At 58.2% G+C, this 26,321-nt stretch carries 29 protein-coding genes; 4 read left to right on the top strand and 25 right to left on the bottom strand.

Going from position 1 to position 26,321, the window contains the following annotated elements; genetic code table 11:
- Positions 1-2: 2 nt before the first annotated feature.
- From rplF to rpsL, 21 genes are all read right to left on the bottom strand, one after another.
- On the bottom strand, positions 3-536 hold the full coding sequence (rplF, locus tag O3S81_RS03015; RefSeq protein ID WP_003495204.1) for a 50S ribosomal protein L6: 534 nt from the start codon (positions 534-536) through the stop codon (positions 3-5).
- A gap of 43 nt (positions 537-579) precedes the next feature.
- The gene (gene rpsH / locus O3S81_RS03010; protein WP_269340883.1) at positions 580-978 is read right to left on the bottom strand and encodes a 30S ribosomal protein S8; all 399 of its coding nucleotides are present in this window, start codon (positions 976-978) and stop codon (positions 580-582) included.
- Positions 979-990: 12 nt separating this feature from the next.
- On the bottom strand, positions 991-1,296 hold the full coding sequence (gene rpsN / locus O3S81_RS03005; protein ID WP_003507785.1) for a 30S ribosomal protein S14: 306 nt from the start codon (positions 1,294-1,296) through the stop codon (positions 991-993).
- Between the two features lie 33 nt (positions 1,297-1,329).
- Positions 1,330-1,884 carry a 50S ribosomal protein L5 gene (rplE, locus tag O3S81_RS03000; RefSeq protein ID WP_142856880.1) on the bottom strand — a complete coding sequence of 185 codons (555 nt, stop codon included), beginning with the start codon at positions 1,882-1,884 and terminating at the stop codon, positions 1,330-1,332.
- A complete protein-coding gene (gene rplX / locus O3S81_RS02995) occupies positions 1,877-2,185 on the bottom strand; it encodes a 50S ribosomal protein L24 (protein WP_003521006.1) in 309 nt (102 codons plus the stop codon). The genes rplE and rplX overlap by 8 nt, the downstream gene beginning before the upstream one ends.
- Before the next feature lie 12 nt (positions 2,186-2,197).
- The gene (rplN, locus tag O3S81_RS02990) at positions 2,198-2,566 is read right to left on the bottom strand and encodes a 50S ribosomal protein L14 (protein WP_003495199.1); all 369 of its coding nucleotides are present in this window, start codon (positions 2,564-2,566) and stop codon (positions 2,198-2,200) included.
- A 234-nt stretch (positions 2,567-2,800) separates the two neighbouring features.
- The gene (rpsQ, locus tag O3S81_RS02985; protein ID WP_077983837.1) at positions 2,801-3,037 is read right to left on the bottom strand and encodes a 30S ribosomal protein S17; all 237 of its coding nucleotides are present in this window, start codon (positions 3,035-3,037) and stop codon (positions 2,801-2,803) included.
- 11 nt (positions 3,038-3,048) lie between these two features.
- Positions 3,049-3,249, bottom strand: a complete 201-nt coding sequence (gene rpmC, locus O3S81_RS02980) for a 50S ribosomal protein L29 (protein WP_003495193.1) — start codon at positions 3,247-3,249, stop codon at positions 3,049-3,051.
- 12 nt (positions 3,250-3,261) lie between these two features.
- Positions 3,262-3,675, bottom strand: a complete 414-nt coding sequence (rplP, locus tag O3S81_RS02975; RefSeq protein ID WP_003507774.1) for a 50S ribosomal protein L16 — start codon at positions 3,673-3,675, stop codon at positions 3,262-3,264.
- A 38-nt stretch (positions 3,676-3,713) separates the two neighbouring features.
- The gene (gene rpsC / locus O3S81_RS02970) at positions 3,714-4,445 is read right to left on the bottom strand and encodes a 30S ribosomal protein S3 (RefSeq protein WP_003495188.1); all 732 of its coding nucleotides are present in this window, start codon (positions 4,443-4,445) and stop codon (positions 3,714-3,716) included.
- On the bottom strand, positions 4,445-4,834 hold the full coding sequence (rplV, locus tag O3S81_RS02965) for a 50S ribosomal protein L22 (RefSeq protein WP_006313972.1): 390 nt from the start codon (positions 4,832-4,834) through the stop codon (positions 4,445-4,447). The genes rpsC and rplV overlap by 1 nt, the downstream gene beginning before the upstream one ends.
- 2 nt (positions 4,835-4,836) lie before the next feature.
- Entirely contained in the window at positions 4,837-5,115 is a 279-nt protein-coding gene (gene rpsS, locus O3S81_RS02960) for a 30S ribosomal protein S19 (protein WP_003507772.1), read from the bottom strand.
- Positions 5,116-5,130: 15 nt separating this feature from the next.
- A complete protein-coding gene (gene rplB / locus O3S81_RS02955; protein WP_003507771.1) occupies positions 5,131-5,967 on the bottom strand; it encodes a 50S ribosomal protein L2 in 837 nt (278 codons plus the stop codon).
- Between the two features lie 43 nt (positions 5,968-6,010).
- Positions 6,011-6,304 carry a 50S ribosomal protein L23 gene (locus O3S81_RS02950; protein ID WP_003521003.1) on the bottom strand — a complete coding sequence of 98 codons (294 nt, stop codon included), beginning with the start codon at positions 6,302-6,304 and terminating at the stop codon, positions 6,011-6,013.
- Positions 6,301-6,921 (bottom strand): 50S ribosomal protein L4, encoded by a 621-nt coding sequence (gene rplD, locus O3S81_RS02945; RefSeq protein ID WP_003495173.1) that lies wholly within the window; start codon positions 6,919-6,921, stop codon positions 6,301-6,303. The genes O3S81_RS02950 and rplD overlap by 4 nt, the downstream gene beginning before the upstream one ends.
- A gap of 12 nt (positions 6,922-6,933) precedes the next feature.
- A complete protein-coding gene (gene rplC / locus O3S81_RS02940; protein WP_003507769.1) occupies positions 6,934-7,575 on the bottom strand; it encodes a 50S ribosomal protein L3 in 642 nt (213 codons plus the stop codon).
- A gap of 168 nt (positions 7,576-7,743) precedes the next feature.
- Positions 7,744-8,052 carry a 30S ribosomal protein S10 gene (gene rpsJ / locus O3S81_RS02935; protein ID WP_003507767.1) on the bottom strand — a complete coding sequence of 103 codons (309 nt, stop codon included), beginning with the start codon at positions 8,050-8,052 and terminating at the stop codon, positions 7,744-7,746.
- Positions 8,053-8,364: 312 nt separating this feature from the next.
- Positions 8,365-9,540 carry an elongation factor Tu gene (gene tuf / locus O3S81_RS02930; protein ID WP_269340811.1) on the bottom strand — a complete coding sequence of 392 codons (1,176 nt, stop codon included), beginning with the start codon at positions 9,538-9,540 and terminating at the stop codon, positions 8,365-8,367.
- Between the two features lie 66 nt (positions 9,541-9,606).
- Positions 9,607-11,706: an elongation factor G gene (gene fusA / locus O3S81_RS02925; protein ID WP_080834948.1), complete on the bottom strand. Its 2,100-nt coding sequence runs from the start codon at positions 11,704-11,706 to the stop codon at positions 9,607-9,609.
- A gap of 34 nt (positions 11,707-11,740) precedes the next feature.
- Positions 11,741-12,211: a 30S ribosomal protein S7 gene (gene rpsG / locus O3S81_RS02920; RefSeq protein ID WP_003507761.1), complete on the bottom strand. Its 471-nt coding sequence runs from the start codon at positions 12,209-12,211 to the stop codon at positions 11,741-11,743.
- Positions 12,212-12,288: 77 nt separating this feature from the next.
- Positions 12,289-12,660, bottom strand: coding sequence for a 30S ribosomal protein S12 (gene rpsL, locus O3S81_RS02915; protein ID WP_003507760.1), 372 nt, complete (start codon positions 12,658-12,660; stop codon positions 12,289-12,291).
- 527 nt (positions 12,661-13,187) lie between these two features.
- Between rpsL and O3S81_RS02910 the strand changes: the two genes are divergently transcribed.
- From O3S81_RS02910 to O3S81_RS02895, 4 genes are all read left to right on the top strand, one after another.
- Positions 13,188-13,481, top strand: coding sequence for a transcriptional regulator (locus O3S81_RS02910; RefSeq protein ID WP_269340825.1), 294 nt, complete (start codon positions 13,188-13,190; stop codon positions 13,479-13,481).
- 12 nt (positions 13,482-13,493) lie between these two features.
- Positions 13,494-13,844, top strand: coding sequence for a VOC family protein (locus O3S81_RS02905; protein WP_269340823.1), 351 nt, complete (start codon positions 13,494-13,496; stop codon positions 13,842-13,844).
- A gap of 98 nt (positions 13,845-13,942) precedes the next feature.
- Positions 13,943-15,025 carry a helix-turn-helix transcriptional regulator gene (locus tag O3S81_RS02900; protein ID WP_269340822.1) on the top strand — a complete coding sequence of 361 codons (1,083 nt, stop codon included), beginning with the start codon at positions 13,943-13,945 and terminating at the stop codon, positions 15,023-15,025.
- A 12-nt stretch (positions 15,026-15,037) separates the two neighbouring features.
- Positions 15,038-16,063: a hypothetical protein gene (locus tag O3S81_RS02895; RefSeq protein ID WP_269340821.1), complete on the top strand. Its 1,026-nt coding sequence runs from the start codon at positions 15,038-15,040 to the stop codon at positions 16,061-16,063.
- A gap of 167 nt (positions 16,064-16,230) precedes the next feature.
- Here the strand turns inward: O3S81_RS02895 and rpoC are convergent, their stop codons facing one another.
- The 4 genes from rpoC to rplJ form a co-directional block, all read right to left on the bottom strand.
- Positions 16,231-20,439, bottom strand: coding sequence for a DNA-directed RNA polymerase subunit beta' (gene rpoC / locus O3S81_RS02890; protein ID WP_269340820.1), 4,209 nt, complete (start codon positions 20,437-20,439; stop codon positions 16,231-16,233).
- Between the two features lie 180 nt (positions 20,440-20,619).
- Complete coding sequence (rpoB, locus tag O3S81_RS02885) at positions 20,620-24,756, bottom strand: DNA-directed RNA polymerase subunit beta (protein WP_269340819.1); 4,137 nt, start codon at positions 24,754-24,756, stop codon at positions 20,620-20,622.
- Between the two features lie 263 nt (positions 24,757-25,019).
- On the bottom strand, positions 25,020-25,397 hold the full coding sequence (gene rplL, locus O3S81_RS02880; RefSeq protein WP_004442635.1) for a 50S ribosomal protein L7/L12: 378 nt from the start codon (positions 25,395-25,397) through the stop codon (positions 25,020-25,022).
- A 59-nt stretch (positions 25,398-25,456) separates the two neighbouring features.
- Positions 25,457-25,975, bottom strand: a complete 519-nt coding sequence (gene rplJ, locus O3S81_RS02875) for a 50S ribosomal protein L10 (protein ID WP_004442637.1) — start codon at positions 25,973-25,975, stop codon at positions 25,457-25,459.
- Positions 25,976-26,321: the final 346 nt, after the last annotated feature.

Genomic DNA, 26,321 nt, shown 5'->3' with positions numbered 1-26,321 from the left:
CCTTACTTCTTCTTGCCTTCTTTGCGGACAATACGCTCTTCAGCGTATTTCACGCCCTTGCCCTTGTAGGGCTCGGGACCGCGGTATTCGCGGATTTCCGCGGCTACCTGGCCAACCTGCTGCTTGTTGATGCCGGAAACGATGATTTCCGTCGGCTTCGGAACGGCAATGGTGATGCCGACCGGCGGCTCATAAACAACGTCATGGCTGAAACCGAGAGCCAGCTGCAGGTTCTTGCCCTGCATGGCGGCACGGTAACCAACACCGTTGATTTCGAGCTTGCGCTCGTAGCCGTCCTTAACACCCTTGAAGATGTTCTCGATCATCGTGCGGGACATGCCCCACTTCGAACGAGCTTCCTTGGTGCCGTTTGCCGGCGTTACGGAAACGCCGTTATCTTCGAGCTTCAGCTGGATGTCGTCGTTAGCGACGAAAAACAGCTCACCCTTCGGGCCCTTAGCAGTGACCTTCTGGCCGTCGACATTGGCCGTCACACCTGCGGGAACCGGAACGGGCTTTTTACCGATACGAGACATTATTCAATCCTGTCTGTTCGTTATGGAGATCCTTGCTCGGGTCTTAGAAGACCGAGCAAAGAACCTCGCCACCAACGTTCTGTTCGCGAGCCTGGTGATCGGCCATCACGCCCTTCGGGGTCGAAAGGATGGTGATGCCGAGGCCGTTCGCGACCTGCGGAATGGACTTTACCGAGACATAAACCCGGCGGCCCGGCTTGGACACGCGGCCGATCTCACGGATCACCGACGCGCCTTCGTAGTACTTCAGCTCGATGGTGAATTCGGACTTGCCGTTTTCGAAATCGACCTTGGAATAACCGCGGATGTAGCCTTCAGACTGCAGCACGTCGAGAACGCGTGCGCGCAGGCTGGAAGCAGGCGTGCTTACCGACAACTTACGGCGAGCAGCACCATTGCGGATGCGGGTGAGCATATCACCCAAAGGATCAGTCATGGTCATGTGCCCGTCTCCTTACCAGCTCGACTTGACAATGCCCGGCACCTTGCCGGAATTGCCCAGCTCACGAAGCGCGATACGCGACATCTTGAGCTTGCGATAGAACGCGCGCGGACGGCCCGTTACTTCGCAGCGGTTGCGGATACGCGTCTTCGAGCCGTCACGCGGCAGCGAAGCGAGCTTCAGAGTGGCCTTGAACCGGTCTTCGATCGGAAGGGACTGGTTCATCACGATCGCCTTCAGTGCGGCGCGCTTGGCGGCCTGCTGGGCGACCGACTTGCGGCGGCGCTTGTTCTTTTCAACTGCGCTTGTTTTCGCCATATCGGAGTTCCTTTTCTACGCTCGTCGTTACGGTTAGTGACGGAACGGGAAGTTGAACTCTGTCAGCAGAGCCCGAGCTTCGTCGTCCGACGTCGCCGTCGTGCAAACGATGATGTCCATGCCCCACATCTGATCAACCTTATCGTAGTTGATCTCAGGGAACACAATGTGTTCCTTGATGCCCATGGCGAAGTTGCCACGGCCGTCAAAGCTCTTCGGGTTCAGGCCCCGGAAGTCGCGAACGCGCGGCAGCGCGATGTTGACCAGACGATCAAGGAATTCGTACATGCGGGCGCCACGAAGGGTAACCTTCGCACCGATCGGCATGCCTTCGCGAACCTTGAAACCTGCGATCGAGTTACGAGCGCGGGTAACGACCGGCTTCTGGCCGGCAATCGCAGCCAGGTCACCGGCAGCGATGGTGGGCTTCTTGGAGTCGGCGGTTGCTTCGCCGACGCCCATGTTGATCACGATCTTTTCAAGCTTCGGGATCATCATGACGTTCGCGTAGGAGAACTTCTCCTGCATGGCGCCACGGATACGGGAAACGTATTCCGCCTTGAGACGCGGCTCGTACTTATCAGCCATCGATCACTTCTCCCGAACGCTTGGCCACGCGGACCTTCTTGCCATCCACAACCGAGAAGCCAACGCGGGTCGGCTTACCATCCTTGTCGACGATGGCGATGTTGGAGATGTGCAAGGATGCTTCCTTGTTGATGATGCCGGCTTCCTGGGCCTGGGTCTGGCGCTGGTGACGCTTCACCATGTTAACGCCACGCACAACGGCCCGATCTTCCTTCGGCAAAACCTGGATTACTTCGCCGGTACGGCCCTTGTCCTTACCGGTCAATACGACAACCTTGTCGCCTTTACGAATCTTCTGCATCGCATTCGCTCCTTACAGTACTTCCGGAGCCAGCGAGATGATCTTCATGTGGTTCTTGGCGCGAAGTTCGCGCGGAACCGGTCCGAAGATACGGGTGCCGATGGGCTCTTTCTTGTTGTCGATAAGAACGGCTGCGTTGTTATCGAAACGGATGACGCTGCCGTCAGCGCGGCGGATGTCCTTGGCGGTGCGCACGACAACCGCCTTCATCACGTCGCCCTTCTTGACGCGGCCGCGCGGAATAGCTTCCTTGATGGAAACGACAATAATGTCGCCAACAGAAGCATATTTGCGCTTCGAGCCGCCCAGCACCTTGATGCACATGACACGACGTGCGCCGGAATTATCCGCCACGTCGAGGTTTGTTTGCATCTGAATCATGTCAGGTCGCCTTCTTGTTGTTACCAGAACGGTTGGGCAAACTCTCCCGAGCGAGCCCCCTGCCCCAGCTTATGAATATCTCTTTTTTTGCGCGGAAATGTCGTGACAGGGTGGTTTCCCGAAGGACCTTCCGTGCGCATCAAAGCAAAAGACGCCCGGGTCACGAGCGTCCTTGCGCTGCTTCATACAGGATTCCGCGCCAAGTACAAGAGACCTGGCGCGATTCTGATGAAATTAAGCCTGGGCGGAAACGACCGTCCAGCGCTTGTCCTTGGAAATCGGTGCGCATTCCTCGATGGAAACGACATCGCCGACCTTATACTGATTGTTTTCGTCGTGTGCCTTGTACTTCTTCGAACGACGAACGGTCTTTTGCATGAGCGGGTGAGCGAATCGACGCTCAACCCGGACCACGACAGTCTTCTCGTTCTTGTCGGACACTACGACGCCCTGCAGAATGCGTTTCGGCATATTATTCTTCCTTAGGCCTTGGCTTCTGCCGCCTTCTGGCGGGCAATGGTTTTAACGCGGGCGATGTCCTTGCGGACTTCGTTGATGCGCGAGGACTTCTCCAGCTGGCCAGTTGCCTTCTGGAAGCGCAGGTTGAACTGCTCCTTCTTCAGATCGGCGAGCTTGTCCTTGAGCTGGTCGGCGCTGAGGCCGCGAACTTCATCGGCTTTCATGTGCCTTGCTCCTTACTCTGCGATGCGCTGTACGAAGCGCGTCTTGACCGAGAGCTTGGCAGCGCCGAGACGAAGCGCCTCACGGGCGATCTCCTCGGTAACACCGTCGATCTCGAACATCATACGACCGGGCTTGACCTTGCATGCCCAGTAATCGACCGAACCCTTGCCCTTACCCATACGAACTTCGGTCGGCTTGGCCGTAACCGGAACGTCGGGGAATACGCGGATCCACACACGACCTGCGCGCTTCATGTAACGCGTGATCGCGCGGCGGGCCGCTTCGATCTCGCGTGCATTCACGCGGTTCGGTTCCTGCGACTTCAAGCCGAATTCACCGAATGCCAGGTCAAAGCCGCCCTTGGCGACGCCCTTGATGCGTCCCTTGAACTGCTTACGGTACTTAGTACGCTTTGGCTGCAACATTTTCTTACTTCTCCGAGCTTATCTTTCGCCAGCGTCAATCAAGCGTTTTCGCGACGACGATCGGGACGATCGCCACGCTCACGGCTTGCAGGGCCCTGTGCGTCGCCTTCGAGACCGCGACGCTCAGAAGCCATCGGATCATGCTCAAGGATTTCGCCCTTGAAGATCCAGACCTTGATGCCGCAGATGCCGAATGCAGTTTCAGCTTCGGCCGTGCCGTAGTCGATGTCCGCACGCAGCGTGTGCAACGGAACGCGACCTTCGCGGTACCATTCGGTACGAGCGATTTCTGCACCACCGAGACGACCGCCGCAGGTGATCTTGATGCCTTCGGCGCCAAGACGCATTGCGGACTGAACAGCACGCTTCATCGCACGGCGGAAAGCCACGCGGCGCTCGAGCTGCTGGGCGATCGACTGGGCAACCAGCGTCGCGTCGATTTCCGGCTTGCGCACTTCAACGATGTTGAGGTGCGTTTCGGAGTTGGTCATCTCGGAAAGCTTCTTGCGAAGCTTTTCGATGTCTGCACCCTTCTTGCCGATGATCAGACCCGGACGAGCCGAGTGGATCGTAACGCGGCACTTCTTGTGCGGGCGCTCGATGACGACCTTGGCGATGCCGGCCTGCTTGAGTTCCTTGATCAGGTAAGCCCGGATCTTCAGGTCTTCATGCAGCAGCTTGCCGTATTCAGCAGTGTCAGCGTACCAGCGGCTGTCCCAGGTACGGTTGATGCCGAGGCGGAAGCCGATCGGATTGATTTTCTGACCCATTATGCGGCCTCCCCTTTTTCCTCAACTTCACGAACAACGATCGTGAGGTGAGCGAACGGCTTTTCAATGCGGGAAGCACGACCACGGCCACGAGCGTGGAAACGCTTCATGGTGATGGACTTGCCAACATAGGCCTCGGCGACGACGAGAGCGTCGACGTCGAGGTCATGGTTGTTTTCCGCATTGGCAATTGCAGATTCAAGCGTCTTCTTGACGGTGCCTGCAATGCGCTTGCGGGAGAATTCGAGCTCGGCGAGAGCGCGATCAACCTTCTTGCCACGGATAAGAGCGGCAACCAGGTTCAGTTTCTGGGGGCTGACGCGGAGCGTACGGGCAATGGCCTGAGCCTCATTGTCCTTCAGCCGGCGTTCGGTCTTAGCCTTCGCCATGATTACTTCCTCTTTGCCTTCTTGTCCGCGCCGTGACCGTAATAGGTACGGGTCGGAGAGAATTCACCGAACTTGTGTCCGACCATGTCTTCGTTGACGGAGACGGGCACATGCTTGCTGCCGTTGTAGACGCCGAAGGTCAGACCAACGAACTGCGGCAGGATCGTGGAGCGACGGCTCCAGATCTTGATTACTTCGTTACGTCCGCTCTCGCGCACCTTCTCAGCCTTGGTGAGAAGATAGCCGTCAACAAACGGACCTTTCCATACTGAACGAGCCATTAGTGACTACCTCTCTTACTTCTTACGCTGATGGCGCGAGCGCATGATGAACTTGTCGGTCGACTTGTTCGAACGGGTGCGCTTGCCCTTCGTGGGCTTGCCCCACGGAGTAACCGGGTGGCGACCACCCGACGTGCGACCTTCACCACCACCGTGCGGGTGGTCGACCGGGTTCATGACGACGCCGCGAACGTGCGGACGCTTGCCGCGCCAACGGGAACGACCGGCCTTGCCGTCGTTGATGTTGCCGTGGTCCGAGTTCGAAACAGCACCGATCGATGCGAGGCAGGAGCCATGCACCAGACGCTGTTCGCCCGAGTTGAGACGCAGGATGGCCATACCGGCATCGCGGCCGACGAGCTGGACATACGTACCGGCGGAGCGAGCGATCTGACCGCCCTTGCCCGGCTTCATCTCGACGTTGTGGATGATCGAACCGACCGGAATGTACTGAAGCGGCATGGTGTTGCCGGGCTTCACGTCCACTGCCTTGTCGGAGGCGATCACCTTGTCACCGGCAGCGAGACGCTGTGGCGCGAGAATGTAAGCCTGTTCGCCGTCGGTATACGTAACCAGCGCGATGAACGCGGTGCGGTTGGGGTCGTATTCCAGACGTTCAACGGTACCTTCAACGTCGAACTTGCGACGCTTGAAGTCTACCAGACGGTAGGTCCGCTTGTGACCGCCACCCTGGAAACGGACGGTGATCCGGCCCTGGTTGTTACGGCCACCCTTGGAGCTGAGGCCCTGGGTGAGAGCCTTTACCGGCTTGCCCTTGTAGAGCGAAGCGCGGTCCACGATAACCAGCTGACGCTGGCTCGGCGTGGTCGGATTGAAACTTTTCAATGCCATATTCTTGTTCCCTTTTGGGTCTTTGCCCGCTTGGGCCTAACCTTTAGAGTCCGGTGGACACGTCGATGGATTGACCTTCGGCGAGCGTAACGACGGCTTTCTTGACGTCCTTAAGCTTACCGGCGAACCCACGGAAACGACGGGTCTTACCCTTGCGGATAAGCGTGTTCACAGCCGTGACTTTGACGCCGAAGAGAGCTTCCACGGCAGCCTTGATTTCAGGCTTGGAAGCATTCTTGGCGACGTTGAATACGACCTGGTTCTGTTCGGATACCAGCGTCGACTTTTCCGTGATCGAAGGAGATACGATCACATCGTAGTGGCGAAGATCCGTCATTTGAACCGCTCCTCCAGAGCCTCTACAGCAGCCTTGGAAAGCACCAGCTTGCCACGGCGCAGGATGTCGTAAACATTGATGCCCTGAACCGGCAGAACGTCCACGTTCGGGATGTTCTGAGCAGCGAGCTTGAAGTTGCCATCAAGTTCGGCGCCGCCGATAACGAGAGCGTTGGTCAGGCCAAGCGAAGCGAAGCTGCCCAGCAGAGCCTTGGTCTTTGCTTCGGATGCAACGAGCTGATCAACGATGATCAGTTCTTCAGCCTTCAGCTTTGCAGACAGGGCGTGACGCAGAGCGAGCGCACGAACCTTCTTGGGAAGGTCATGGGCGTGGCTGCGAACGACCGGGCCGTGGGCCTTGCCGCCGCCGCGGAACTGCGGTGCGCGAGCCGAATGGTGACGAGCGCGGCCCGTACCCTTCTGCTTGTACATCTTCGCGCCGGTGCGGGAAACTTCCGACCGGTTCTTGGACTTGTGGGTTCCCTGCTGCTTCTTTGCAAGCTGCCAGCGAACCATGCGGGCCAGGATGTCCTGGCGGGGGTCGAGGCCGAAGATCTCATCCGACAGAGAAACCTTGCCGGCGTCTTTTCCCTCGAGGGTCTTGACGTTCAATTCCATGATAAGGCTCCCTTACTTCGCAGCCGACTTGACGGCGTCGCGGACGATGATCCAGGAACCCTTCGAGCCGGGAACTGCACCCTTCACGAGGATGAGGCCACGGTCTTCATCAGTCGAAACGACTTCGAGGTTCTGGGTCGTAACGCGCGTCTGGCCCATATGACCAGCCATGCGCTTGCCCTTCCAGACGCGGCCCGGATCCTGGTTGTTACCGGTCGAACCGTGTGCACGGTGCGATACGGAGTTACCGTGCGAAGCGCGGCCACCACCGAAGTTGTGACGCTTCATAGCACCGGCAAAACCTTTACCGATCGTGGTTCCAGTGACGTCGACCAGCTGGCCGGACTGAAAATGATTTGCGGTCAGTGTTGCACCGATGTCGATCAGGTTCTCGGGGGAAACCCGGAACTCGACGAGCTTGGCTTTCGGTTCGACATTGGCAGCGGCAAAATGGCCGCGAAGCGCCTTCGTCGTGTTCTTGACCTTGGACTGGCCGGCACCGAGCTGAACTGCGGTGTAGCCATTCTTGTCTTCCGTGCGCTGGGCAACGACTTGTACGTTATCCAGTCGCAATACTGTTACAGGGATATGTTCACCTGCGTCGTTATAGACGCGTGTCATACCCACTTTCTGTGCAATCACACCTGAACGCATTGGTTCATCCTCTTGCGAGCCTTGAAGGGAAAACCCTCTCTGGCCTTTGTTAAGGAGTGCCCTTCGACATCTCACGATGTTTCCGGTCTCCGGTTTGGAAGTCGTTGGATTGCTCCACGTACCTTCCTTGTTATTTCAGCCCTCACCTTGGATGGTTCGGGCCGGGTCTTAGAGCTTGATTTCCACGTCAACGCCAGCAGCGAGGTCGAGCTTCATCAGAGCATCGACAGTCTGCGGGGTGGGGTCAACGATATCGAGAAGACGCTTGTGCGTCCGCATTTCGAACTGTTCACGGCTCTTCTTATCAACGTGGGGAGAGCGGTTGACGGTAAACTTTTCGATGCGGGTGGGGAGCGGAACCGGGCCGCGAACGCTGGCGCCGGTGCGCTTTGCGGTCGACACGATTTCACGGGTAGAGGCATCGAGGATCCGGTGATCGAACGCCTTGAGGCGGATACGGATATTCTGGCCGTTCATTCGTCTTGTCCTTGTTCTTTGTTATTCGTTTCCGCACGCGGAAACACATGAACTTCTATTGATCGTGGCGCCGCAGATTTTCAAAAATCGAGAGGGGATGCGCGTCGCACCCCAATCATTTCAGTAGTCTGTATTGCTAAAACACCGCGTTTCGCAATCGCTTGCGAATCCAGCGGTGAGTGTGAGTGCGCGTTTACGCGCTTTCACCGAATTTTTCAAGCACTAAAAATGCAACGCCGCCAGGCTTTTTATGAAAAGTCCGGCGGCGGTGTTGTTCACACCGCCGCCAGTCAGAATTTCAACGGTCGAATATTACTCGACGATCGAAGCAACGATGCCGGCGCCGACGGTGCGGCCGCCTTCGCGGATAGCGAAGCGCAGCTTTTCTTCCATCGCGATCGGAACGATCAGCTCGACTTCAACGGTAACGTTGTCGCCAGGCATAACCATTTCCGTGCCTTCCGGCAGCGAAACGATGCCCGTCACGTCCGTCGTACGGAAGTAGAACTGCGGACGGTAGTTCGTGAAGAACGGCGTATGACGGCCGCCTTCTTCCTTCGTCAGGATGTAGGCTTCTGCCATGAACTTCTTGTGCGGCTTGACCGAACCCGGCTTGCACAGGATCTGACCACGCTCAACGCCGTCACGGGTAACACCGCGAACGAGAGCACCGATGTTGTCGCCGGCCTGGCCCTGGTCGAGCAGCTTGCGGAACATTTCAACGCCGGTAACAGTCGTCTTCGAGGTCGGACGGATGCCGACGATTTCGACTTCTTCACCAACCTTGACGATACCGCGCTCAACGCGACCCGTCACAACCGTACCACGGCCGGAAATCGAGAACACGTCTTCGATCGGCATCAGGAACGGCTGGTCGATCGGACGCTCAGGCGTCGGGATGTAGGCGTCAACCGCAGCCATCAGCTCGCGGATCGCGTCTTCACCGATCTTCTTGTCGGAATCTTCAAGAGCAGCAAGTGCCGAACCCTTGATGATCGGGATATCGTCGCCCGGGAAGTCGTAGGACGACAGAAGTTCGCGAACTTCAAGCTCAACGAGCTCGAGAAGCTCGGCGTCGTCAACCTGGTCAACCTTGTTGAGGAACACGACGATCGCCGGAACGCCAACCTGACGGGCAAGCAGGATGTGCTCGCGGGTCTGCGGCATCGGGCCGTCGGCAGCCGAGCAAACCAGGATCGCGCCGTCCATCTGCGCAGCACCGGTGATCATGTTCTTCACGTAGTCGGCGTGGCCGGGGCAGTCAACGTGAGCGTAGTGACGGTTCGGCGTCTCATACTCAACGTGCGCCGTCGAAATCGTGATACCACGAGCCTTTTCTTCCGGAGCAGCGTCGATTTGGTCATACGCCTTGAACTCGCCGAAGAACTTCGTGATTGCTGCCGTCAGCGACGTCTTGCCATGGTCAACGTGACCGATCGTGCCAATGTTGACGTGCGGCTTCGTCCGCTCAAACTTGCTCTTTGCCATTAGTGGCTCTCCATTCTTGTCCCTTGACGGGAATAATCTTCAAATCTCGTTTGGGGCGTACCCCGATCACTTCTGACCGGAGTACTTTGCCTGGATTTCCTGCGCCACGTTCGACGGAACCGGCGAATAGTGGTCGAACGTCATCGAGTACTGTGCACGGCCCTGCGACATGGAGCGCAGGTTGTCGACGTACTTGAACATGTTCGCGAGCGGAACATGCGCGTTGATGACGACGGCGATACCACGGCTTTCCTGGCCCTGGATCTGACCACGACGGGAGTTCAGGTCGCCGATAACGTCGCCGACATAGTCTTCCGGCGTTACGACTTCGACCTTCATCATCGGCTCGAGAAGCTGTGCACCAGCCTTCTTCGCTGCTTCACGGAAGCAGGCACGCGATGCGATTTCGAAGGCGAGAACCGACGAGTCAACATCGTGGAATGCACCGTCGATCAGCGTCGCCTTGACGCCGAGCATCGGGAAGCCAGCCAGCGGACCGGAAGACAGAACGCTTTCGATACCCTTCTGAACGCCCGGGATGTATTCCTTCGGAACAGCACCACCGACGATCTTCGATTCGAACTTGAAGTCTTCGCCTTCGGGGTTCGGTTCGAAGATGATCTTCACGCGAGCGAACTGACCGGTACCACCGGACTGCTTCTTATGCGTGTAGTCTTCTTCGTGCTGACGCGTGATGGTTTCGCGGTAGGCAACCTGCGGAGCACCGACGGTCGCTTCAACCTTGAACTCGCGACGCATACGGTCAACGAGAATGTCGAGGTGAAGTTCGCCCATGCCTGCGATGATCGTCTGACCGGACTCTTCGTCGGTCTTGACGCGGAACGAAGGATCTTCAGCAGCCAGACGGTTGAGCGCGAGGCCCATCTTTTCCTGGTCGCCCTTGGTCTTCGGCTCGATCGCGATCTGGATGACCGGCTCGGGGAATTCCATGCGCTCGAGGATAACCGGCTTCAGCGGATCGCAGAGCGTGTCGCCAGTGGTGGTTTCCTTGAGGCCAGCCAGAGCAACGATGTCGCCGGCAAAGGCTTCTTCGATGTCTTCACGGCTGTTGGAATGCATCTGCAGCATACGGCCGACGCGCTCGCGCTTGTCCTTGACCGTGTTGATGACCGACGTACCCTTTTCGAGCTTGCCCGAGTAGATACGTGCGAAGGTCAGCGAACCAACGAAGGGGTCGTTCATGATCTTGAACGCGAGCATGGAAAGCGGCTCGCTGTCGTCGGCATGACGCTCGATTTCAGCTTCGGTCTTGAAGTCGATGCCCTTGATCGCCGGGATGTCCAGCGGAGAAGGCAGGTAGTCGACAACAGCGTCGAGAAGCGGCTGAACGCCCTTGTTCTTGAACGCGGTACCGCAGAACATCGGGTGGAACTTCACGTCGATGGTGCCGCGGCGAACGAGCGCACGGATCTTGTCGTTGTCGGGCATGATACCGTTCAGGTAGTCTTCCATCGCTTCTTCGTCGATCTCGACAACGGTCTCGATCAGCTTTTCGCGATATTCGTCAGCCTTGGCCTTCATGTCGTCCGGAATCTCGACGACGTCCCACTGAGCGCCGAGCGATTCGTCGCGCCAGATGAGTGCGTTCATCTCGATCAGGTCGATAACGCCCTTGAACTCGGTCTCAGCGCCGATCGGCAGCTGCATGACAACGGCGATGGCGCCGAGACGGGTCTTGATCATTTCTACCGAGCGGTAGAAGTCAGCACCGGTCTTGTCCATCTTGTTGCAGAAGATCATGCGCGGAACATGATACTTCTCAGCCTGACGCCAGACGGTTTCCGTCTGCGGCTCAACACCGGCGTTGGCGTCGAGAAGAGCGATGGCACCGTCGAGAACGCGCAGCGAACGCTCAACTTCAATGGTGAAGTCAACGTGGCCGGGGGTGTCGATGATGTTGAAGCGGCGCATCTTGCCGTCGCGACCCTTCCAGAAGGTCGTGGTAGCTGCGGAGGTGATGGTGATACCACGCTCCTGCTCCTGCTCCATCCAGTCCATCGTGGCAGCGCCATCATGGACTTCGCCGATCTTGTGGGACTTACCGGTGTAATAAAGAATACGCTCGGTGGTCGTGGTCTTGCCGGCGTCGATATGCGCCATGATACCGAAATTGCGGTAGTCTTCGATTTTATATTCGCGAGCCATAATGGACTGCCTTTCGATATGCGACCGTTTAAGATTACCAGCGGTAATGCGAGAATGCGCGGTTAGCGTCGGCCATCTTGTGCGTGTCTTCACGCTTCTTGACAGCAGAACCGCGGTTGTTCGCAGCGTCCATGAGTTCGCCGGAAAGGCGATCGACCATGGTCGTTTCGTTGCGCTTGCGTGCAGCGGTGATCAGCCAGCGGATGGCCAGAGCCTGACGGCGCTCGGGACGAACGTCGACCGGAACCTGATACGTTGCACCACCAACGCGGCGCGAACGCACTTCAACGTGCGGAGCAACGTTGTCGAGGGCGGAGTGGAACACGCCGAGCGGCTCCTGCTTCGTCTTGCCCTGAACGACGTCGAACGCGCCGTAAACGATGCTTTCTGCGACCGACTTCTTGCCGTGAAGCATGATGGCGTTCATGAACTTGGTGACGACCAGATCGCCGAACTTCGGGTCCGGGTTGATCTCACGCTTTTCTGCACTATGGCGACGGGACATATTCTTTGTCTCTCAATGTTATTGACGCTTTACCACGCGGAGAACCTCGCGCAGCGCCGGAATTTGTTAAACCCGAATTACTTCGGACGCTTCGCACCGTACTTGGAGCGGCGCTGCTTGCGGTTCTTGACGCCCTGGGTATCGAGAACACCGCGAATGATGTGGTAACGCACACCCGGCAAGTCCTTTACGCGGCCGCCGCGGATCATGACCACGGAGTGTTCCTGAAGGTTGTGACCTTCGCCCGGAATGTAGCCGATGACTTCAAAGCCGTTGGTGAGGCGGATCTTGGCAACCTTACGCAGAGCCGAGTTCGGCTTCTTCGGGGTCGTCGTGTAAACGCGGGTGCAAACACCACGCTTCTGCGGGTTTTCCTGAAGAGCAGGAACCTTGTTGCGCTTTACCTGTGCCTGGCGAGGCTTGCGGATCAGCTGGTTTACGGTAGGCATATAACCATCCCTTGCAAAAACTACTTTAGCCACCCTCACGGGTGGCGGCTATGCCGTTGCCGGCGACGATGCACGCATATATCCTCATGCGCAAAACGTGGCCCGATCCGTTTTCACGGATGGACCACCAAGAGCAGAGGACACCGGATGAGGCGTCTTGCGTGCAACATTCGTGTCTTCTACGTGCAATGGAGACCCGTTTGAGATGATGCTCGGGAAAAAGCATCCCGAACGGCCAGCACCCACAGAGGCTCCGATGGCGGGCGTACTACTGTTTTAGCCAGCTTTCGTCAAGGGTGAATCCACATTTTGCGCCACCACCCATGGCCGCAAAGCCCACGTCCGGGCCATTTCCAACGCGCTTTAACATAAGTCGGCGCAGAAGGCAGCGATTTTGACCTCCGTGCTTTGGCTTTTCATAAAATCCGTCTATTGATTCCCTGAGGGCGGGCCGGATCGGCTCCGCCACCCGCGGGACCGATTCCATCGGCCCGCATGACAGCAACGAAAGATCAAGGAACCGCGTCATGAGCAACCTCCCCGACAACGATAATGGACGCGACGAGCCGATGGTCTTCATCGTCATCGGCAAGGCATACGAGACCGACAATTCCGAAGGCATCGACATCCACGTCATCCTCAGGGCGCCGGACGACGACACCGCCGTGCGCGAGACGCTGAACGCACTGTCCGAGGAAGGTTTCATCGAAGCCGATCTCGACCAGATCGGCATGCTGACCGACGTTCCGGATGAAGAGCCGCACGCTTCCGCCTATCAGGGTGCGCTGGAAGGCGAAGTCGCCATCATCCGTTTCGCCTGAGGTGTGGGAGCAATGGCGGTCAGACGTGTCGTCGCCAATATAGCAACGCCGGAGCCCTCGCTGGCGCAGGCGTTCTATGGCGATATTCTCGGCATGTCCGTCGCCATGGATCACGGCTGGATCGTCACCCATGCCAGCCCGCTCGAGGCGCGCGCCCAGGTCAGCTTCGCACGCGAAGGCGGTTCCGGCACGGCAGTGCCGGACCTTTCCATCGAGGTCGATGATTTCGACGAGGTCCACGCGAAGATACTGAAGGCAGGGTTGCCGATCGAATATGGACCTATTACCGAAACCTGGGGTGTGCGCCGGCTGTTTCTGCGCGATCCCTTCGGCAAGCTGATCAATATATTAAGTCACGCATAGATTATATACTTTGGATACAATAGTATTATTACTTTATCCGTTGAACAATACCGAAATATGAGCTTAGAATAATCCCGACACAAGATTCCGGTGACGGGTTGAATACTATATCGTCGGCAGACATTATCGATGACATTTACGAGGCAGCGCTTTTCCCTGATCGTTGGGCGAAGGTGATTGCCACCATCGGCCACCGGCTGGATTTCTGGGGTGGCGCCCTCACCTGGGGCAAGGGTGAGGAGGAAGCCTGGCTTTACACTCCGAACTTGCAGGAGCTGATGCAGGCCTTCATGGAGGGCGGCTGGAACCGCCGCAACGACCGCCTCACCCGCGCAATCCGCGAGGGACAATTTTCCTTCGTGCAGGATTTCGACGTCTTCACCCATGATGAATGGGCCGGGCTGCCGATCGTGCGTGATTTCCTCATGCCACGCGGATTGGGGTATGGCGCAGCGACCCAGGTTGCGCCGCCCGATCATCCGGAAATGACGGTGCTTTTTGAACGCAAGCTGGAGAGCGGCGTCATCGGGCCGGAGACCATGGCGGCGCTCGGCGGGTTGAGGCCGCACATTGCCCGCAGCCTCACCCTTGCAACCCGGCTGCAGCGGCAGAAAGCTGATGCCATGGCGCTCGGCCTCAACGTCATCGGCGCCCCCGCCGCGGTCATTCAAGCGAGTGGCCGCGTTCTTTCCGCCAACACCCTGTTTCAGACAATCCAGAAATGTATTTCCACCCGCGCCCGCGACAGGATCGTGATCTCCGACGAGAGAGTGAACCGGCTGCTCTACAAGGCTCTTGCCGGACATAACGTCAGCTCTTTCCCCCTGCCGACCGAAGACAGGGCCTGCATCCTGCACGTCATACCACTGCGCAAGGATGCGCTGGACCTTTCCCCGAACGGCTCAGCCATCATTCTGATATCGCAACCGTCAGACACAGTCCTCGACGCCACGCCGCTTCTGAAGGGGCTTTACGATCTCACCAAGGCCGAGGCCCGCGTCGCGCTCGAAATCATGAAGGGGCTTTCACTTCCCTCCGTGGCGAAGCAATTGCAGATTTCCCACGAAACGGTGCGCAGCAACGCCAAGTCGATCTACGCCAAGACCGGCAGTACCGGCCAGGCCGATCTCGTTCGCCGCCTTTCCGTTTTGACACGCTATACTATCGGTGAGCAAAGATAGAGAGGGTGAGCAATGCCTGACTGGAAGCGCATTATCAGCCAATTGAAACGCAGAGGGGTCCTGTCCACTGTGATCTGGATCCTGTCGCTGTTGGCCATCGGAGTATTCGATAATCTCACGGCCAAAATCATACCCGCGATTTCACAAAAGATAGAGAATTTCTACGATCCGCACACCGCGAACCTGTCGTTCGATGAGCCGATAGTTCTGGCCGAGCGCGGCCTATATCTACGAAAACCGTCGGAAGAGGCCGATCCCGAGGGGTATTCACGTTATGACGTGGTCTCGGAACGAAGCATCGTCGTTTACGCCGAACCGGACAACTACATCATGACCGTCAAACGAATAAACAACGGCCAGGTTGAAATCGCCCGCGATGCCGTCGGCATCCAGCGGCGCGGCGAAAAGATCACCGTGAAATTTCTTCCAAACGACTGGAAAAAGCCGGGTGAACTTGCAAGGGACCTCCCCGCTGCACCCCCCACACAGTCTCAAGCCGCCGCAACCGATATGGTCGTCGCCAGCACGAGATGGGTAACAACCGCGGATGACTTCGCTATCCTTTCGTCGATCTCCGACAAGGGGGCCAGGGAGTTGCTCGGCGCCGCCCTGATCGAGGTTGGCGTTGATGAAAACGGCACCCAGCAGGACAAGGACCGTATATCGGACTACTGGCGATCGGTTGCAGGCTGGAACACGCCGACCGAGGGTGTTCCCTGGGGTGGGGCTTTTCTGAGCTGGGTCGTTACCCACGCCGGATTTGAACCGCCGCGGGCGGCGCCGTCCTTTCTTGCCTGGCAAAACTGGGGTGTGGAGCTTCCGCAGGACGATGTAAGGCCGGGAACGCTCGCCATATTCCGCCGCGCGAATTTGCCGGAAGCGTCAAGTCGTCTGCTTATCGGTGTGGTTCTTCGAAAGCAGCGCGACTGCATCGAGATCATCACCGGCAATGTTGCCGACCACGTCGCAATCAGCTGCATCAAGGGCGACAGGGCGCTTCGCGCCCCGGACTCCAGGCGCGTGGCAAAACAGAGCTGACGACTGCGCCGCCCCGGCGAGATCATGAAACAGCGCGAGTTTGATCGTACGGAAGACCCGATAGCTCCTGATGCAGAAAGCCGAACAACAAAAAACGCCCGAATTGCTCCGGGCGTTTTTCATTGAACTTTGGCGGGGCTTCGCAAAGCCCCTGCCCTCGTCTGACCTTATTCGGCGGCCGGAGCCTGGTCCGTCATGTCCTGCAGCATCTGGTTGGCAGAGCCTGCGCCCGTACCCTTGCGGCGTTCCTCGAGAATGAGGTCGTCGCGCGAGGTGGCGATGCGGCGGATCTGCGTCATGGTGCCGCCAGTACCGGCCGGGATGAGACGGCCGACGATGACGTTTTCCTTGAGGCCCTGCAGCGTGTCCGTCTTGCCGGCAATCGCAGCTTCCGTGAGAACCTTGGTGGTTTCCTGGAAGGATGCGGCCGAGATGAAGGACGGCGTCTGCAGCGAAGCCTTGGTGATGCCGAGCAGAACCGGCTCGCCATAGGCAGGCTTCTTGCCCTCTTCGATCAGGCGGTCGTTGTTGTCATCAAGCTCGATGCGATCGACGTTGTCGCCAACGATGTACTGGCTGTCGCCGGCATCGGTGATTTCAACCTTCTGCAGCATCTGGCGAACGATCACTTCGATGTGCTTGTCGTTGATCACAACGCCCTGCAAGCGGTAGACTTCCTGGATTTCGTTCACGAGGTAGGAAGCCAGAGCCTCCACGCCCTTGATCGCCAGAATGTCGTGCGGTGCCGGGTTGCCGTCGAGAATGTATTCGCCCTTCTCGATGTAGTCGCCTTCCTGAAGATGGAAGGGTTTGCCCTTCGGGATCAGGTATTCGACCGGCTCGACGCCGTCTTCCGCAGGCTCGATCATCACGCGACGCTTGTTCTTGTAGTCGCGGCCGAGGCGGATCGTACCATCGATCTCGGCGATGATGGCGTGATCCTTCGGACGACGGGCTTCGAACAGTTCCGCAACGCGCGGCAGACCACCGGTGATGTCCTTCGTCTTGGCGCTTTCCAGCGGCGAACGTGCAAGCACGTCACCCTGAGAGACCTTGGAACCCGGCTCGACCGACAGAATGGCGTCGACCGAAAGCTGGAAGCGGGCTTCGCCACCACGGGCAAGCTTCGCCACAGCACCGGAAGCGTCCTTGATGACGATCGCGGGCTTCAAGTCCGAACCGCGCGGCGTCGAACGCCAGTCAATGACCTGACGCTTGGTGATGCCGGTGGATTCGTCGGTTGCTTCCAGAACGGAGAGACCGTCGACGAGGTCTTCGAAGTGAACGGTACCCTCCACTTCCGTCATCATCGGACGGGTGTAGGGGTCCCACTCTGCAAGACGCTGGCCACGCTTAACCTTGTCGCCATCATCCACGAAGATCTTCGAACCGTAGGCCACACGCTGGGTGGAACGTTCCGCGCCACGCTCATCCAGGATCGTAACGGACATGTTACGGCCCATGGCGATGAGAACGCCTTCGGAGTTCCGCAGAATGTTGCGATTCTTGATCTGGATCGTGCCTTCATACGACGCTTCGAGGAACGACTGGTCGACCACGTTCGCCGTACCACCAAGGTGGAACGTACGCATGGTAAGCTGCGTGCCCGGTTCACCGATCGACTGTGCGGCGATGACGCCGACCGCTTCGCCCATGTTGACAGGCGTACCGCGTGCAAGGTCACGACCGTAGCAGACGCCGCAGACACCGATCTGCACTTCGCAGGTCAGAGCCGAACGGATGCGGACGGACTGGATACCAGCCTTCTCGATGGTAGCAACGTCGGCTTCGTCGATCAGCGTTCCAGCCTTGACGATGTTCTCGCCAGTGACCGGATTGTCGATATCGTCCAGAGCCGTACGGCCGAGGATACGTGCGCCGAGCGAGGCAACGACCTGACCGGCATCGACGATGGCGGTCATGGTGAGGCCCTTGTCGGTGCCGCAATCCCTGGAGTTGACGATGCAATCCTGCGCGACGTCGACGAGACGACGGGTCAGGTAACCCGAGTTCGCGGTCTTCAGGGCGGTGTCTGCGAGACCCTTACGGGCACCGTGGGTCGAGTTGAAGTACTCGTTAACGGTCAGGCCTTCCTTGAAGTTCGAGATGATCGGCGTCTCGATGATTTCACCCGACGGCTTCGCCATCAGGCCGCGCATGCCGCCCAGCTGACGCATCTGGTTCGGAGAACCACGAGCGCCCGAGTGGGACATCATGTAGATGGAGTTCATCGGCTTCTGGCGGCCCGTTTCCGGATCGAACTCGACAGCCTTGATGCGTGCCATCATTTCTTCGGCGACCTTCTCGGTTGCCTTGCCCCAGGCGTCGACAACCTTGTTGTACTTTTCGCCCTGGGTGATGAGACCATCGTTATACTGCTGTTCGTATTCCTTCACGAGAGCTTCGGTGTCGCCGACGATCTTCACCTTGCTGTCCGGAATGACCATGTCGTCCTTGCCGAACGAAATGCCGGCGCGGCAGGCATGGGCAAAGCCGAGCTGCATGATGCGGTCGCAGAAGATGACCGTGTCTTTCTGGCCGCAATGACGGTAGACCGTGTCGATCATCTTGGAGATGTTCTTCTTGGTCATTTCCTGGTTGCAGACGTCGAAAGGCACGTTGACGTTCTTCGGCAGAAGTTCGCCGATGAGCATACGGCCGGGGGTCGTCTCATGGATCTTCGAAACCGGCTTGCCATCGGCATCCACGGTCTTGAAGCGGCCACGGATCTTGGCATGCAGCGTCACGACCTTGTTTTCAAGCGCGTGATGCAGCTCACCGATGTCGGAGAAGGCCATGCCTTCGCCCGGCTCGTTCTGGTTCATGATCGACAGGTAATACAGGCCAAGAACCATGTCCTGCGAAGGAACGATGATCGGATGACCGTTCGCCGGATGCAGGATGTTGTTGGTCGACATCATCAGCACGCGCGCTTCCAGCTGGGCTTCCAGCGAAAGCGGAACGTGAACAGCCATCTGGTCACCGTCGAAGTCGGCGTTGAAGGCCGTGCAGACGAGCGGGTGCAGCTGGATGGCCTTGCCTTCGACCAGCATGGGTTCGAAAGCCTGGATACCCAGACGGTGCAGCGTCGGTGCGCGGTTCAGGAGAACCGGATGCTCGCGGATGACCTCGTCGAGGATATCCCAGACTTCCGGCTTTTCCTTTTCAACCAGCTTCTTGGCCTGCTTGACGGTCGAGGAGTAACCCTTGGCGTCGAGGCGGGCATAGATGAACGGCTTGAACAGTTCGAGCGCCATCTTCTTCGGCAGGCCGCACTGGTGCAGCTTCAGTTCCGGACCGGTCACGATGACCGAACGACCGGAATAGTCGACGCGCTTGCCGAGAAGGTTCTGGCGGAAGCGGCCCTGCTTGCCCTTGAGCATGTCGGAGAGCGACTTCAGCGGACGCTTGTTGGCACCCGTAATGACGCGACCGCGACGGCCGTTGTCGAACAGCGCATCGACGGATTCCTGCAGCATACGCTTTTCGTTGCGGATGATGATGCCAGGTGCGCGAAGCTCGATCAGGCGCTTCAGACGGTTGTTACGGTTGATGACGCGGCGATAGAGATCGTTGAGGTCGGACGTCGCAAAACGACCGCCATCCAGCGGAACCAGCGGGCGAAGGTCCGGCGGAATGACCGGAACGACCTTCATGATCATCCATTCCGGACGGTTGCCGCTCTCCATGAAGTTCTCGACGATCTTCAGGCGCTTCATCAGCTTCTTCTGCTTGAGATCAGAGGTGGTCTCAGCAAGTTCGGCACGCAGGTCGCCGGCGATCTTTTCGAGGTTCATCGAAGCCAGCATCTCGTAGATGGCTTCAGCGCCGATCATGGCGGTGAACTGGTCTTCGCCGAACTCGTCGACGGCGATCATGTACTCTTCTTCAGACAGAAGCTGGTTCTGCTTCAGCGAAGTGAGGCCAGGCTCGGTGACGATGTAGTTCTCGAAATAGAGAACGCGCTCGACATCCTTCAGCGTCATGTCGAGCAGGGTCGAGATACGCGAGGGAAGCGACTTCAGGAACCAGATATGGGCAACCGGCGCTGCGAGCTCGATATGGCCCATGCGCTCACGGCGAACGCGCGACAGCGTGACTTCGACGCCGCACTTTTCGCAGATAATGCCCTTGTACTTCATGCGCTTGTACTTGCCGCACAGGCACTCGTAGTCCTTGATCGGTCCGAAGATGCGCGCGCAGAAGAGACCGTCACGTTCCGGCTTGAACGTACGGTAGTTGATGGTTTCCGGCTTCTTGATCTCGCCGTAGGACCACGACAGGATTTTTTCCGGCGAAGCGATCGAAATCCGGATGGAATCGAAATGCTGCGCAGGCACCTGAGGATTGAAAAGATTCATGACCTCTTGGTTCATGCCTTGTCTCCTTGAGAGGCTAGCTGCTGCCCCTGTTTGCATCTGGACCGGCTTCTTCCCGGGTCGCCGTCCAGAGCTTTAAATACGGATTAACCGCACAATGCGGCGAAAGTGTCCCTCGGCAACCGGAGGCTGACGGGGAACCGGCAGGCGCCCTTGAAGGCGCCCGCCTCTCTCATTTTATTCCGCCGCGTCGGGCAGCTGGTCTTCGGACTGGTTCTCGATCTTCGAGTTTTCCAGCTCGACCGAAAGACCAAGCGACCGCATTTCCTTGACGAGAACGTTGAAGCTCTCCGGAATACCGGCTTCGAAGGTATCGTCGCCACGGACGATCGCTTCGTAAACCTTGGTGCGGCCCGCCACGTCGTCCGACTTGACGGTGAGCATTTCCTGCAACGTGTAAGCCGCGCCGTATGCTTCCAGAGCCCAGACTTCCATTTCCCCGAAGCGCTGTCCGCCGAACTGCGCCTTGCCGCCCAGCGGCTGCTGGGTAACGAGCGAGTAAGGACCGATCGAGCGAGCGTGGATCTTGTCGTCGACAAGGTGGTTCAGCTTGATCATGTACATGTAGCCGACGGTGACCTTGCGGTCGAACGGCTCACCGGTACGGCCGTCATAAAGAACGGACTGACCGGATTCATGCAGACCTGCCTTCTTCAGCATCGCGGCAACGTCGGGCTCATGCGCACCGTCGAAGACCGGGGTCGCGATGGAAACACCGCGCTTGGCTTCTTCGGCAAGCTTGACCAGAGATTCGTCGTCGAAGCGCTGGACCTCGTCATGCGATTCACTCGCATAGATTTCGGTCAGTTCGCTGCGAAGCTCGCTGATATCCATCGTCTTGCGATACTCTTCGAGCATCTCGCCGATCTTCTTGCCCATGCCTGCGCATGCCCATGCGAGGTGGGTTTCGAGGATCTGGCCGACGTTCATGCGCGAAGGCACGCCGAGCGGGTTCAAGCAGATGTCGACATGCGTGCCGTCTTCGAGGAACGGCATGTCCTCGACCGGAACGATACGCGAGACGACGCCCTTGTTACCATGACGGCCGGCCATCTTGTCGCCCGGCTGGATCTTGCGCTTCACAGCGACGAAGACCTTGACCATCTTCATGACGCCCGGAGGCATTTCGTCGCCGCGCTGGACCTTTTCGACCTTGTCCATGAAGCGCTGCTCAAGGCGCGACTTGGATTCGTCGTACTGGCCGCGAAGCGCTTCGATTTCGGACTGGGCCTTCTCGTCCTCGACTGCGAACATCCACCACTGCGAGCGGGGATATTCGGAAACGACGGCGTTGGAAAGCTCCACACCCTTCTTGAAGCCCTTCGGACCGGCGATGGAAACCTGGCCACGCAGCATGTCGATCAGACGGCCGTAAACGTTACGGTCGAGGATCGCCTGCTCGTCGTCACGGTCCTTTGCCAGACGTTCGATCTCTTCGCGCTCGATAGCCATCGCGCGCTCATCCTTCTCCACACCGTGACGGTTGAAGACACGGACTTCCACGACCGTACCGAACGTGCCCGGAGGCATGCGCATGGAGGTGTCGCGAACGTCGGAAGCCTTTTCACCGAAGATGGCGCGCAGAAGCTTTTCTTCCGGCGTCATCGGGCTTTCGCCCTTCGGCGTGATCTTGCCGACGAGGATATCGCCCGGCTGAACTTCCGCACCGATGTAAACGATACCGGCTTCGTCGAGGTTCTTCAGTGCTTCTTCCGAAACGTTCGGAATGTCGCGCGTGATTTCTTCCGGACCAAGCTTCGTGTCACGCGCCATCACTTCGAATTCTTCGATGTGGATGGAGGTGAACACGTCGTCGGAAACGATACGCTCCGACATCAGGATCGAGTCTTCGTAGTTGTAGCCGTTCCAGGGCATGAACGCGACGAGCGCGTTGCGGCCGAGAGCCAGGTCACCGAGGTCGGTCGACGGACCGTCCGCGATGATATCACCCTTGGAGATGATGTCGCCAACGGACACCAGCGGACGCTGGTTGACGCAGGTATTCTGGTTCGAACGCTGGAACTTCTGCAGACGGTAGATGTCAACACCGGACTTGCCGGCATCGAGGTCTTCCGTGGCGCGGATAACGATACGGGTCGCATCCACCTGATCGACAACACCGCCACGACGGGCTGCAATGGCAGCGCCGGAGTCACGGGCAACGATCGGCTCCATGCCGGTACCGACGAACGGTGCCTCGGCGCGCAGAAGCGGAACGGCCTGACGCTGCATGTTCGAGCCCATGAGAGCGCGGTTGGCGTCGTCGTTTTCCAGGAACGGAATGAGAGCCGCTGCGACCGAAACAAGCTGCTTCGGCGAAACGTCCATCAGGTTGATGTTGTCACGCGGTGCAAACATAACTTCGCCCGAGTGACGGCAGACGACGAACTCTTCAACGAAGGCGCCTTCGGCATCGAGCTCGGCATTGGCCTGCGCGACGTAATACTTGGCCTCTTCCATGGCGGAGAGGTAGATCACGTCGTTCGTAACCTTGCCATCGGTGATCTTGCGGTACGGGCTTTCGATGAAGCCGTATTTGTTGACGCGGGCAAAGGTTGCAAGCGAGTTGATCAGACCGATGTTCGGGCCTTCCGGCGTTTCGATCGGGCAAATACGGCCGTAATGGGTCGGGTGAACGTCGCGGACTTCGAAGCCAGCGCGCTCGCGGGTCAGACCACCCGGTCCAAGAGCCGAAAGACGGCGCTTGTGGGTGATTTCCGAAAGCGGGTTCACCTGGTCCATGAACTGCGACAGCTGCGAGGAACCGAAGAATTCGCGAACGGCGGCAGCAGCCGGCTTCGCGTTGATCAGGTCCTGCGGCATCACGGTGTCGATTTCGATCGAGGACATACGTTCCTTGATCGCACGCTCCATGCGCAGAAGGCCGAGACGATACTGGTTTTCCATCAGCTCGCCGACAGAACGAACACGGCGGTTGCCGAGGTTGTCGATGTCGTCGATTTCGCCCTTGCCGTCACGCAGTTCGACCAGCATCTTGACGACGGCGAGGATGTCTTCCTTGCGCAGCGTGCGCACGGTGTCTTCGGCGTCGAGGTCGAGGCGCATGTTCATCTTCACGCGGCCAACGGCCGACAGGTCATAACGCTCCGCATCGAAGAACAGCGAGTTGAACATCGCTTCCGCCGATTCCATGGTCGGCGGCTCACCCGGACGCATGACGCGGTAGATGTCGAACAGGGCTTCCTGGCGGTTCTCGTTCTTGTCGGCAGACAGCGTATTGCGGATATAGGCGCCAACATTGACGTGGTCGATGTTGAGAACCGGAATCTCGTCGAAGCCGGACTGCAGGATGAGGCCGAGGGTCTTCTCGTCGATTTCGTCGCCGGCTTCGAGATAGATTTCACCCGTCTCGTAGTTGACGATGTCTTCGGCGAGGAAGTTGCCGTAGAGGTCCTCGTCAGTCGCCTTGAGTGCCTTGAGGCCCTTTTCGGTCAGCTGGCGGATGAGGCGCGGGGTCAGCTTCTTGCCACCTTCGACAACGACTTCGCCGGTATCGGCGTCGATCATGTCGGTGATGACCTTGGCATTCTTCAGCGTCTCAGGCTGGAACGGAATGCGCCAGCCATCGCCGGAGCGCTCGTAGGAAGCCTTGGTATAGAAGGTCGACAGAATGTCTTCGCCATCCATGCCAAGCGCCATCAGCAGCGAGGTCACGGGCAGCTTGCGGCGACGGTCGATACGCGCATAGACGATGTCCTTGGCGTCGAACTCGATGTCGAGCCAGGAACCGCGATACGGAATGACGCGGGCAGCGAAAAGCAGCTTGCCGGAAGAATGGCTCTTGCCCTTGTCGTGATCGAAGAAAACGCCCGGCGAACGGTGCATCTGCGAAACGATGACGCGCTCGGTACCGTTGACGATGAACGTACCGTTATTGGTCATGAGCGGCATGTCGCCCATGTAGACGGACTGTTCCTTGATGTCCTTGATGGACTTCGCGCCCGTATCTTCATCGATATCGAACACGATGAGGCGCAGCGTCACCTTGAGCGGCGCTGCGTAGGTCAGATCGCGCTGACGGCATTCCTCGACGTCGAACTTCGGCGCTTCGAATTCGTAGGATACGAATTCGAGCATGGAGGCGCCGGAAAAATCGGTGATCGGGAATACGGATTTGAATACGGCATTCAATCCCTCGTCGGGACGGCCACCCTTGGGCTCGTCAACCATGAGAAACTGGTCGTACGAAGCCTTCTGAACCTCGATGAGGTTCGGCATTTCCGCTACTTCTGGAATTTTGCCGAAAAACTTGCGTACGCGCCTGCGACCGTTAAACGAAAGGGTCTGAGCCATCGTCGCTCCTTTAAAAATTGCATCCGGGCCTGCAACGGACGGGAACCGATGGCCAGTCGATCCCGTCAAGCAATGGGTATCATCAATCTCGTTCCACATCCCGGATCGATCAGGCCGGATTGCCTAGATGAGCCGGTTCGGAACCATTCTCTTGAAGAACCCATTACCCAAAAGCCATTTTCACGCGGCTTTTGGGTAATGAGTTTTAAAAACGATAACGACGGAAAGGGGCACGAGGCCCCTTCCCGCCAGCAATCGCAAGATTACTTAACGTCAACCTTGGCGCCTGCGTCCTCAAGCTTCTTCTTGAGATCAGCAGCTTCAGCCTTGGAAACGGCTTCCTTGACCGGCTTCGGAGCGCCTTCAACGAGGTCCTTGGCTTCCTTGAGGCCGAGGCCGGTGATGCCGCGAACTTCCTTGATGACGTTGATCTTGTTGGCGCCAGCGTCAACCAGGATAACGTCGAACTCGGTCTTTTCTTCTTCCGGAGCAGCAGCAGCAGCAGCGCCGCCAGCAGCAGCAACGGCTACCGGAGCAGCAGCGGAAACGCCCCACTTTTCTTCGAGAAGCTTGGACAGTTCTGCAGCTTCCAGAACGGTCAGCGAGGAGAGGTCTTCTACGATCTTTGCGAGATCAGCCATTTTGATAGTTCCTTTTGTTCAGTTCGAACCAGTTTGAATATTTACAGCGAAAAACCGCCTTAAGCGGCTTCGTCCTTCTTGGCGTAAGCCGAGAACACCCGTGCCAGCTGGCTTGCAGGTGCTGCGACAACCGTAGCGACGCGAGTTGCCGGGGCATTGAGAAGGCCCAGCAGCTTTGCGCGCAGCTCGTCCAGCGAAGGCAGGGTCGCAAGCGACTTAACTGCTTCGGCGTTGAGCGTGGTTGCGCCCATGGCACCACCGAGAACAACGACCTTGTCGTTGGTCTTGGCGAAATCCATGACGACTTTCGGAGCGATCATCGGGTCAGTGCTGTATGCAATCAGCGTCTGTCCCTTGAAGAGATTTGTCATCCCTTCCGACTCCGTACCCTGAAGAGCGATCTTGGCCAGGCGGTTCTTCGCGACCTTGACGGTGCCTCCGGCAGCGCGCATCTTCGAACGGAAGTCGTTCATCTGCGCAACGGTGACACCAGCATAGTGGGCCACGACAACCGAACCGGAAGCCTTGAAGACTTCGTTCAGCTCCGTGACGAATTCGCGTTTTTCCGCTCTTTCCACTGTCTGTCTCCAGTAGACGGGAACACAACATGTGAACCCGTCGGGTTTGCCTTTGCCCCAAGGGACCTTTTTACAAAGATCCCGAGCGACGCTCGAGGATCCTGTCCCCCGCTCTGTCGCCGCAAACGGCTTCAGGCACAGGCACACCAGGTTCGAACCGGACAGTCAGGCATCGACAGATGCCTCAAATCCAGCCTCACCCGTCTCATGCAGGCTAAATGATTAAGGCCAAATCCCGAAAGACAAGGCCACCCGCAATCTCGGACAGGAGTTCCGGGTTTCCCCGGAAATCTCCGGCTCCCTGGGAGCCGGAAATTCTTTTATTCACGCCTCATGACGAAGCGCG

Origin of the sequence: Agrobacterium sp. SOY23 (genome assembly GCF_027212525.1) — a bacterium.
GTDB lineage: Bacteria > Pseudomonadota > Alphaproteobacteria > Rhizobiales > Rhizobiaceae > Agrobacterium > Agrobacterium tumefaciens_I.
This window is presented reverse-complemented; position numbering and strand designations above follow the sequence as displayed.

Coding starts and splice junctions, on each gene's coding strand:
- rplF (WP_003495204.1), bottom strand. CDS start 536: ATGTCTCGTATCGGTAAAAAGCCCGTTCCGGTTCCCGCAGGTGTGACG.
- rpsH (WP_269340883.1), bottom strand. CDS start 978: ATGACCATGACTGATCCTTTGGGTGATATGCTCACCCGCATCCGCAAT.
- rpsN (WP_003507785.1), bottom strand. CDS start 1,296: ATGGCGAAAACAAGCGCAGTTGAAAAGAACAAGCGCCGCCGCAAGTCG.
- rplE (WP_142856880.1), bottom strand. CDS start 1,884: ATGGCTGATAAGTACGAGCCGCGTCTCAAGGCGGAATACGTTTCCCGT.
- rplX (WP_003521006.1), bottom strand. CDS start 2,185: ATGCAGAAGATTCGTAAAGGCGACAAGGTTGTCGTATTGACCGGTAAG.
- rplN (WP_003495199.1), bottom strand. CDS start 2,566: ATGATTCAGATGCAAACAAACCTCGACGTGGCGGATAATTCCGGCGCA.
- rpsQ (WP_077983837.1), bottom strand. CDS start 3,037: ATGCCGAAACGCATTCTGCAGGGCGTCGTAGTGTCCGACAAGAACGAG.
- rpmC (WP_003495193.1), bottom strand. CDS start 3,249: ATGAAAGCCGATGAAGTTCGCGGCCTCAGCGCCGACCAGCTCAAGGAC.
- rplP (WP_003507774.1), bottom strand. CDS start 3,675: ATGTTGCAGCCAAAGCGTACTAAGTACCGTAAGCAGTTCAAGGGACGC.
- rpsC (WP_003495188.1), bottom strand. CDS start 4,445: ATGGGTCAGAAAATCAATCCGATCGGCTTCCGCCTCGGCATCAACCGT.
- rplV (WP_006313972.1), bottom strand. CDS start 4,834: ATGGCGAAGGCTAAGACCGAACGCCGGCTGAAGGACAATGAGGCTCAG.
- rpsS (WP_003507772.1), bottom strand. CDS start 5,115: ATGGCTCGTTCAGTATGGAAAGGTCCGTTTGTTGACGGCTATCTTCTC.
- rplB (WP_003507771.1), bottom strand. CDS start 5,967: ATGGCATTGAAAAGTTTCAATCCGACCACGCCGAGCCAGCGTCAGCTG.
- O3S81_RS02950 (WP_003521003.1), bottom strand. CDS start 6,304: ATGACGGATCTTCGCCACTACGATGTGATCGTATCTCCTTCGATCACG.
- rplD (WP_003495173.1), bottom strand. CDS start 6,921: ATGGAATTGAACGTCAAGACCCTCGAGGGAAAAGACGCCGGCAAGGTT.
- rplC (WP_003507769.1), bottom strand. CDS start 7,575: ATGCGTTCAGGTGTGATTGCACAGAAAGTGGGTATGACACGCGTCTAT.
- rpsJ (WP_003507767.1), bottom strand. CDS start 8,052: ATGAACGGCCAGAATATCCGTATCCGCCTCAAGGCGTTCGATCACCGG.
- tuf (WP_269340811.1), bottom strand. CDS start 9,540: ATGGCAAAGAGCAAGTTTGAGCGGACGAAGCCGCACGTCAACATTGGC.
- fusA (WP_080834948.1), bottom strand. CDS start 11,706: ATGGCTCGCGAATATAAAATCGAAGACTACCGCAATTTCGGTATCATG.
- rpsG (WP_003507761.1), bottom strand. CDS start 12,211: ATGTCCCGTCGCCATAGTGCAGAAAAGCGTGAGATCAACCCGGACCCG.
- rpsL (WP_003507760.1), bottom strand. CDS start 12,660: ATGCCTACCGTAAACCAGCTGATCCGCAAGCCTCGCCAGGCACAGGTA.
- O3S81_RS02910 (WP_269340825.1), top strand. CDS start 13,188: ATGAGCAACCTCCCCGACAACGATAATGGACGCGACGAGCCGATGGTC.
- O3S81_RS02905 (WP_269340823.1), top strand. CDS start 13,494: ATGGCGGTCAGACGTGTCGTCGCCAATATAGCAACGCCGGAGCCCTCG.
- O3S81_RS02895 (WP_269340821.1), top strand. CDS start 15,038: ATGCCTGACTGGAAGCGCATTATCAGCCAATTGAAACGCAGAGGGGTC.
- rpoC (WP_269340820.1), bottom strand. CDS start 20,439: ATGAACCAAGAGGTCATGAATCTTTTCAATCCTCAGGTGCCTGCGCAG.
- rpoB (WP_269340819.1), bottom strand. CDS start 24,756: ATGGCTCAGACCCTTTCGTTTAACGGTCGCAGGCGCGTACGCAAGTTT.
- rplL (WP_004442635.1), bottom strand. CDS start 25,397: ATGGCTGATCTCGCAAAGATCGTAGAAGACCTCTCCTCGCTGACCGTT.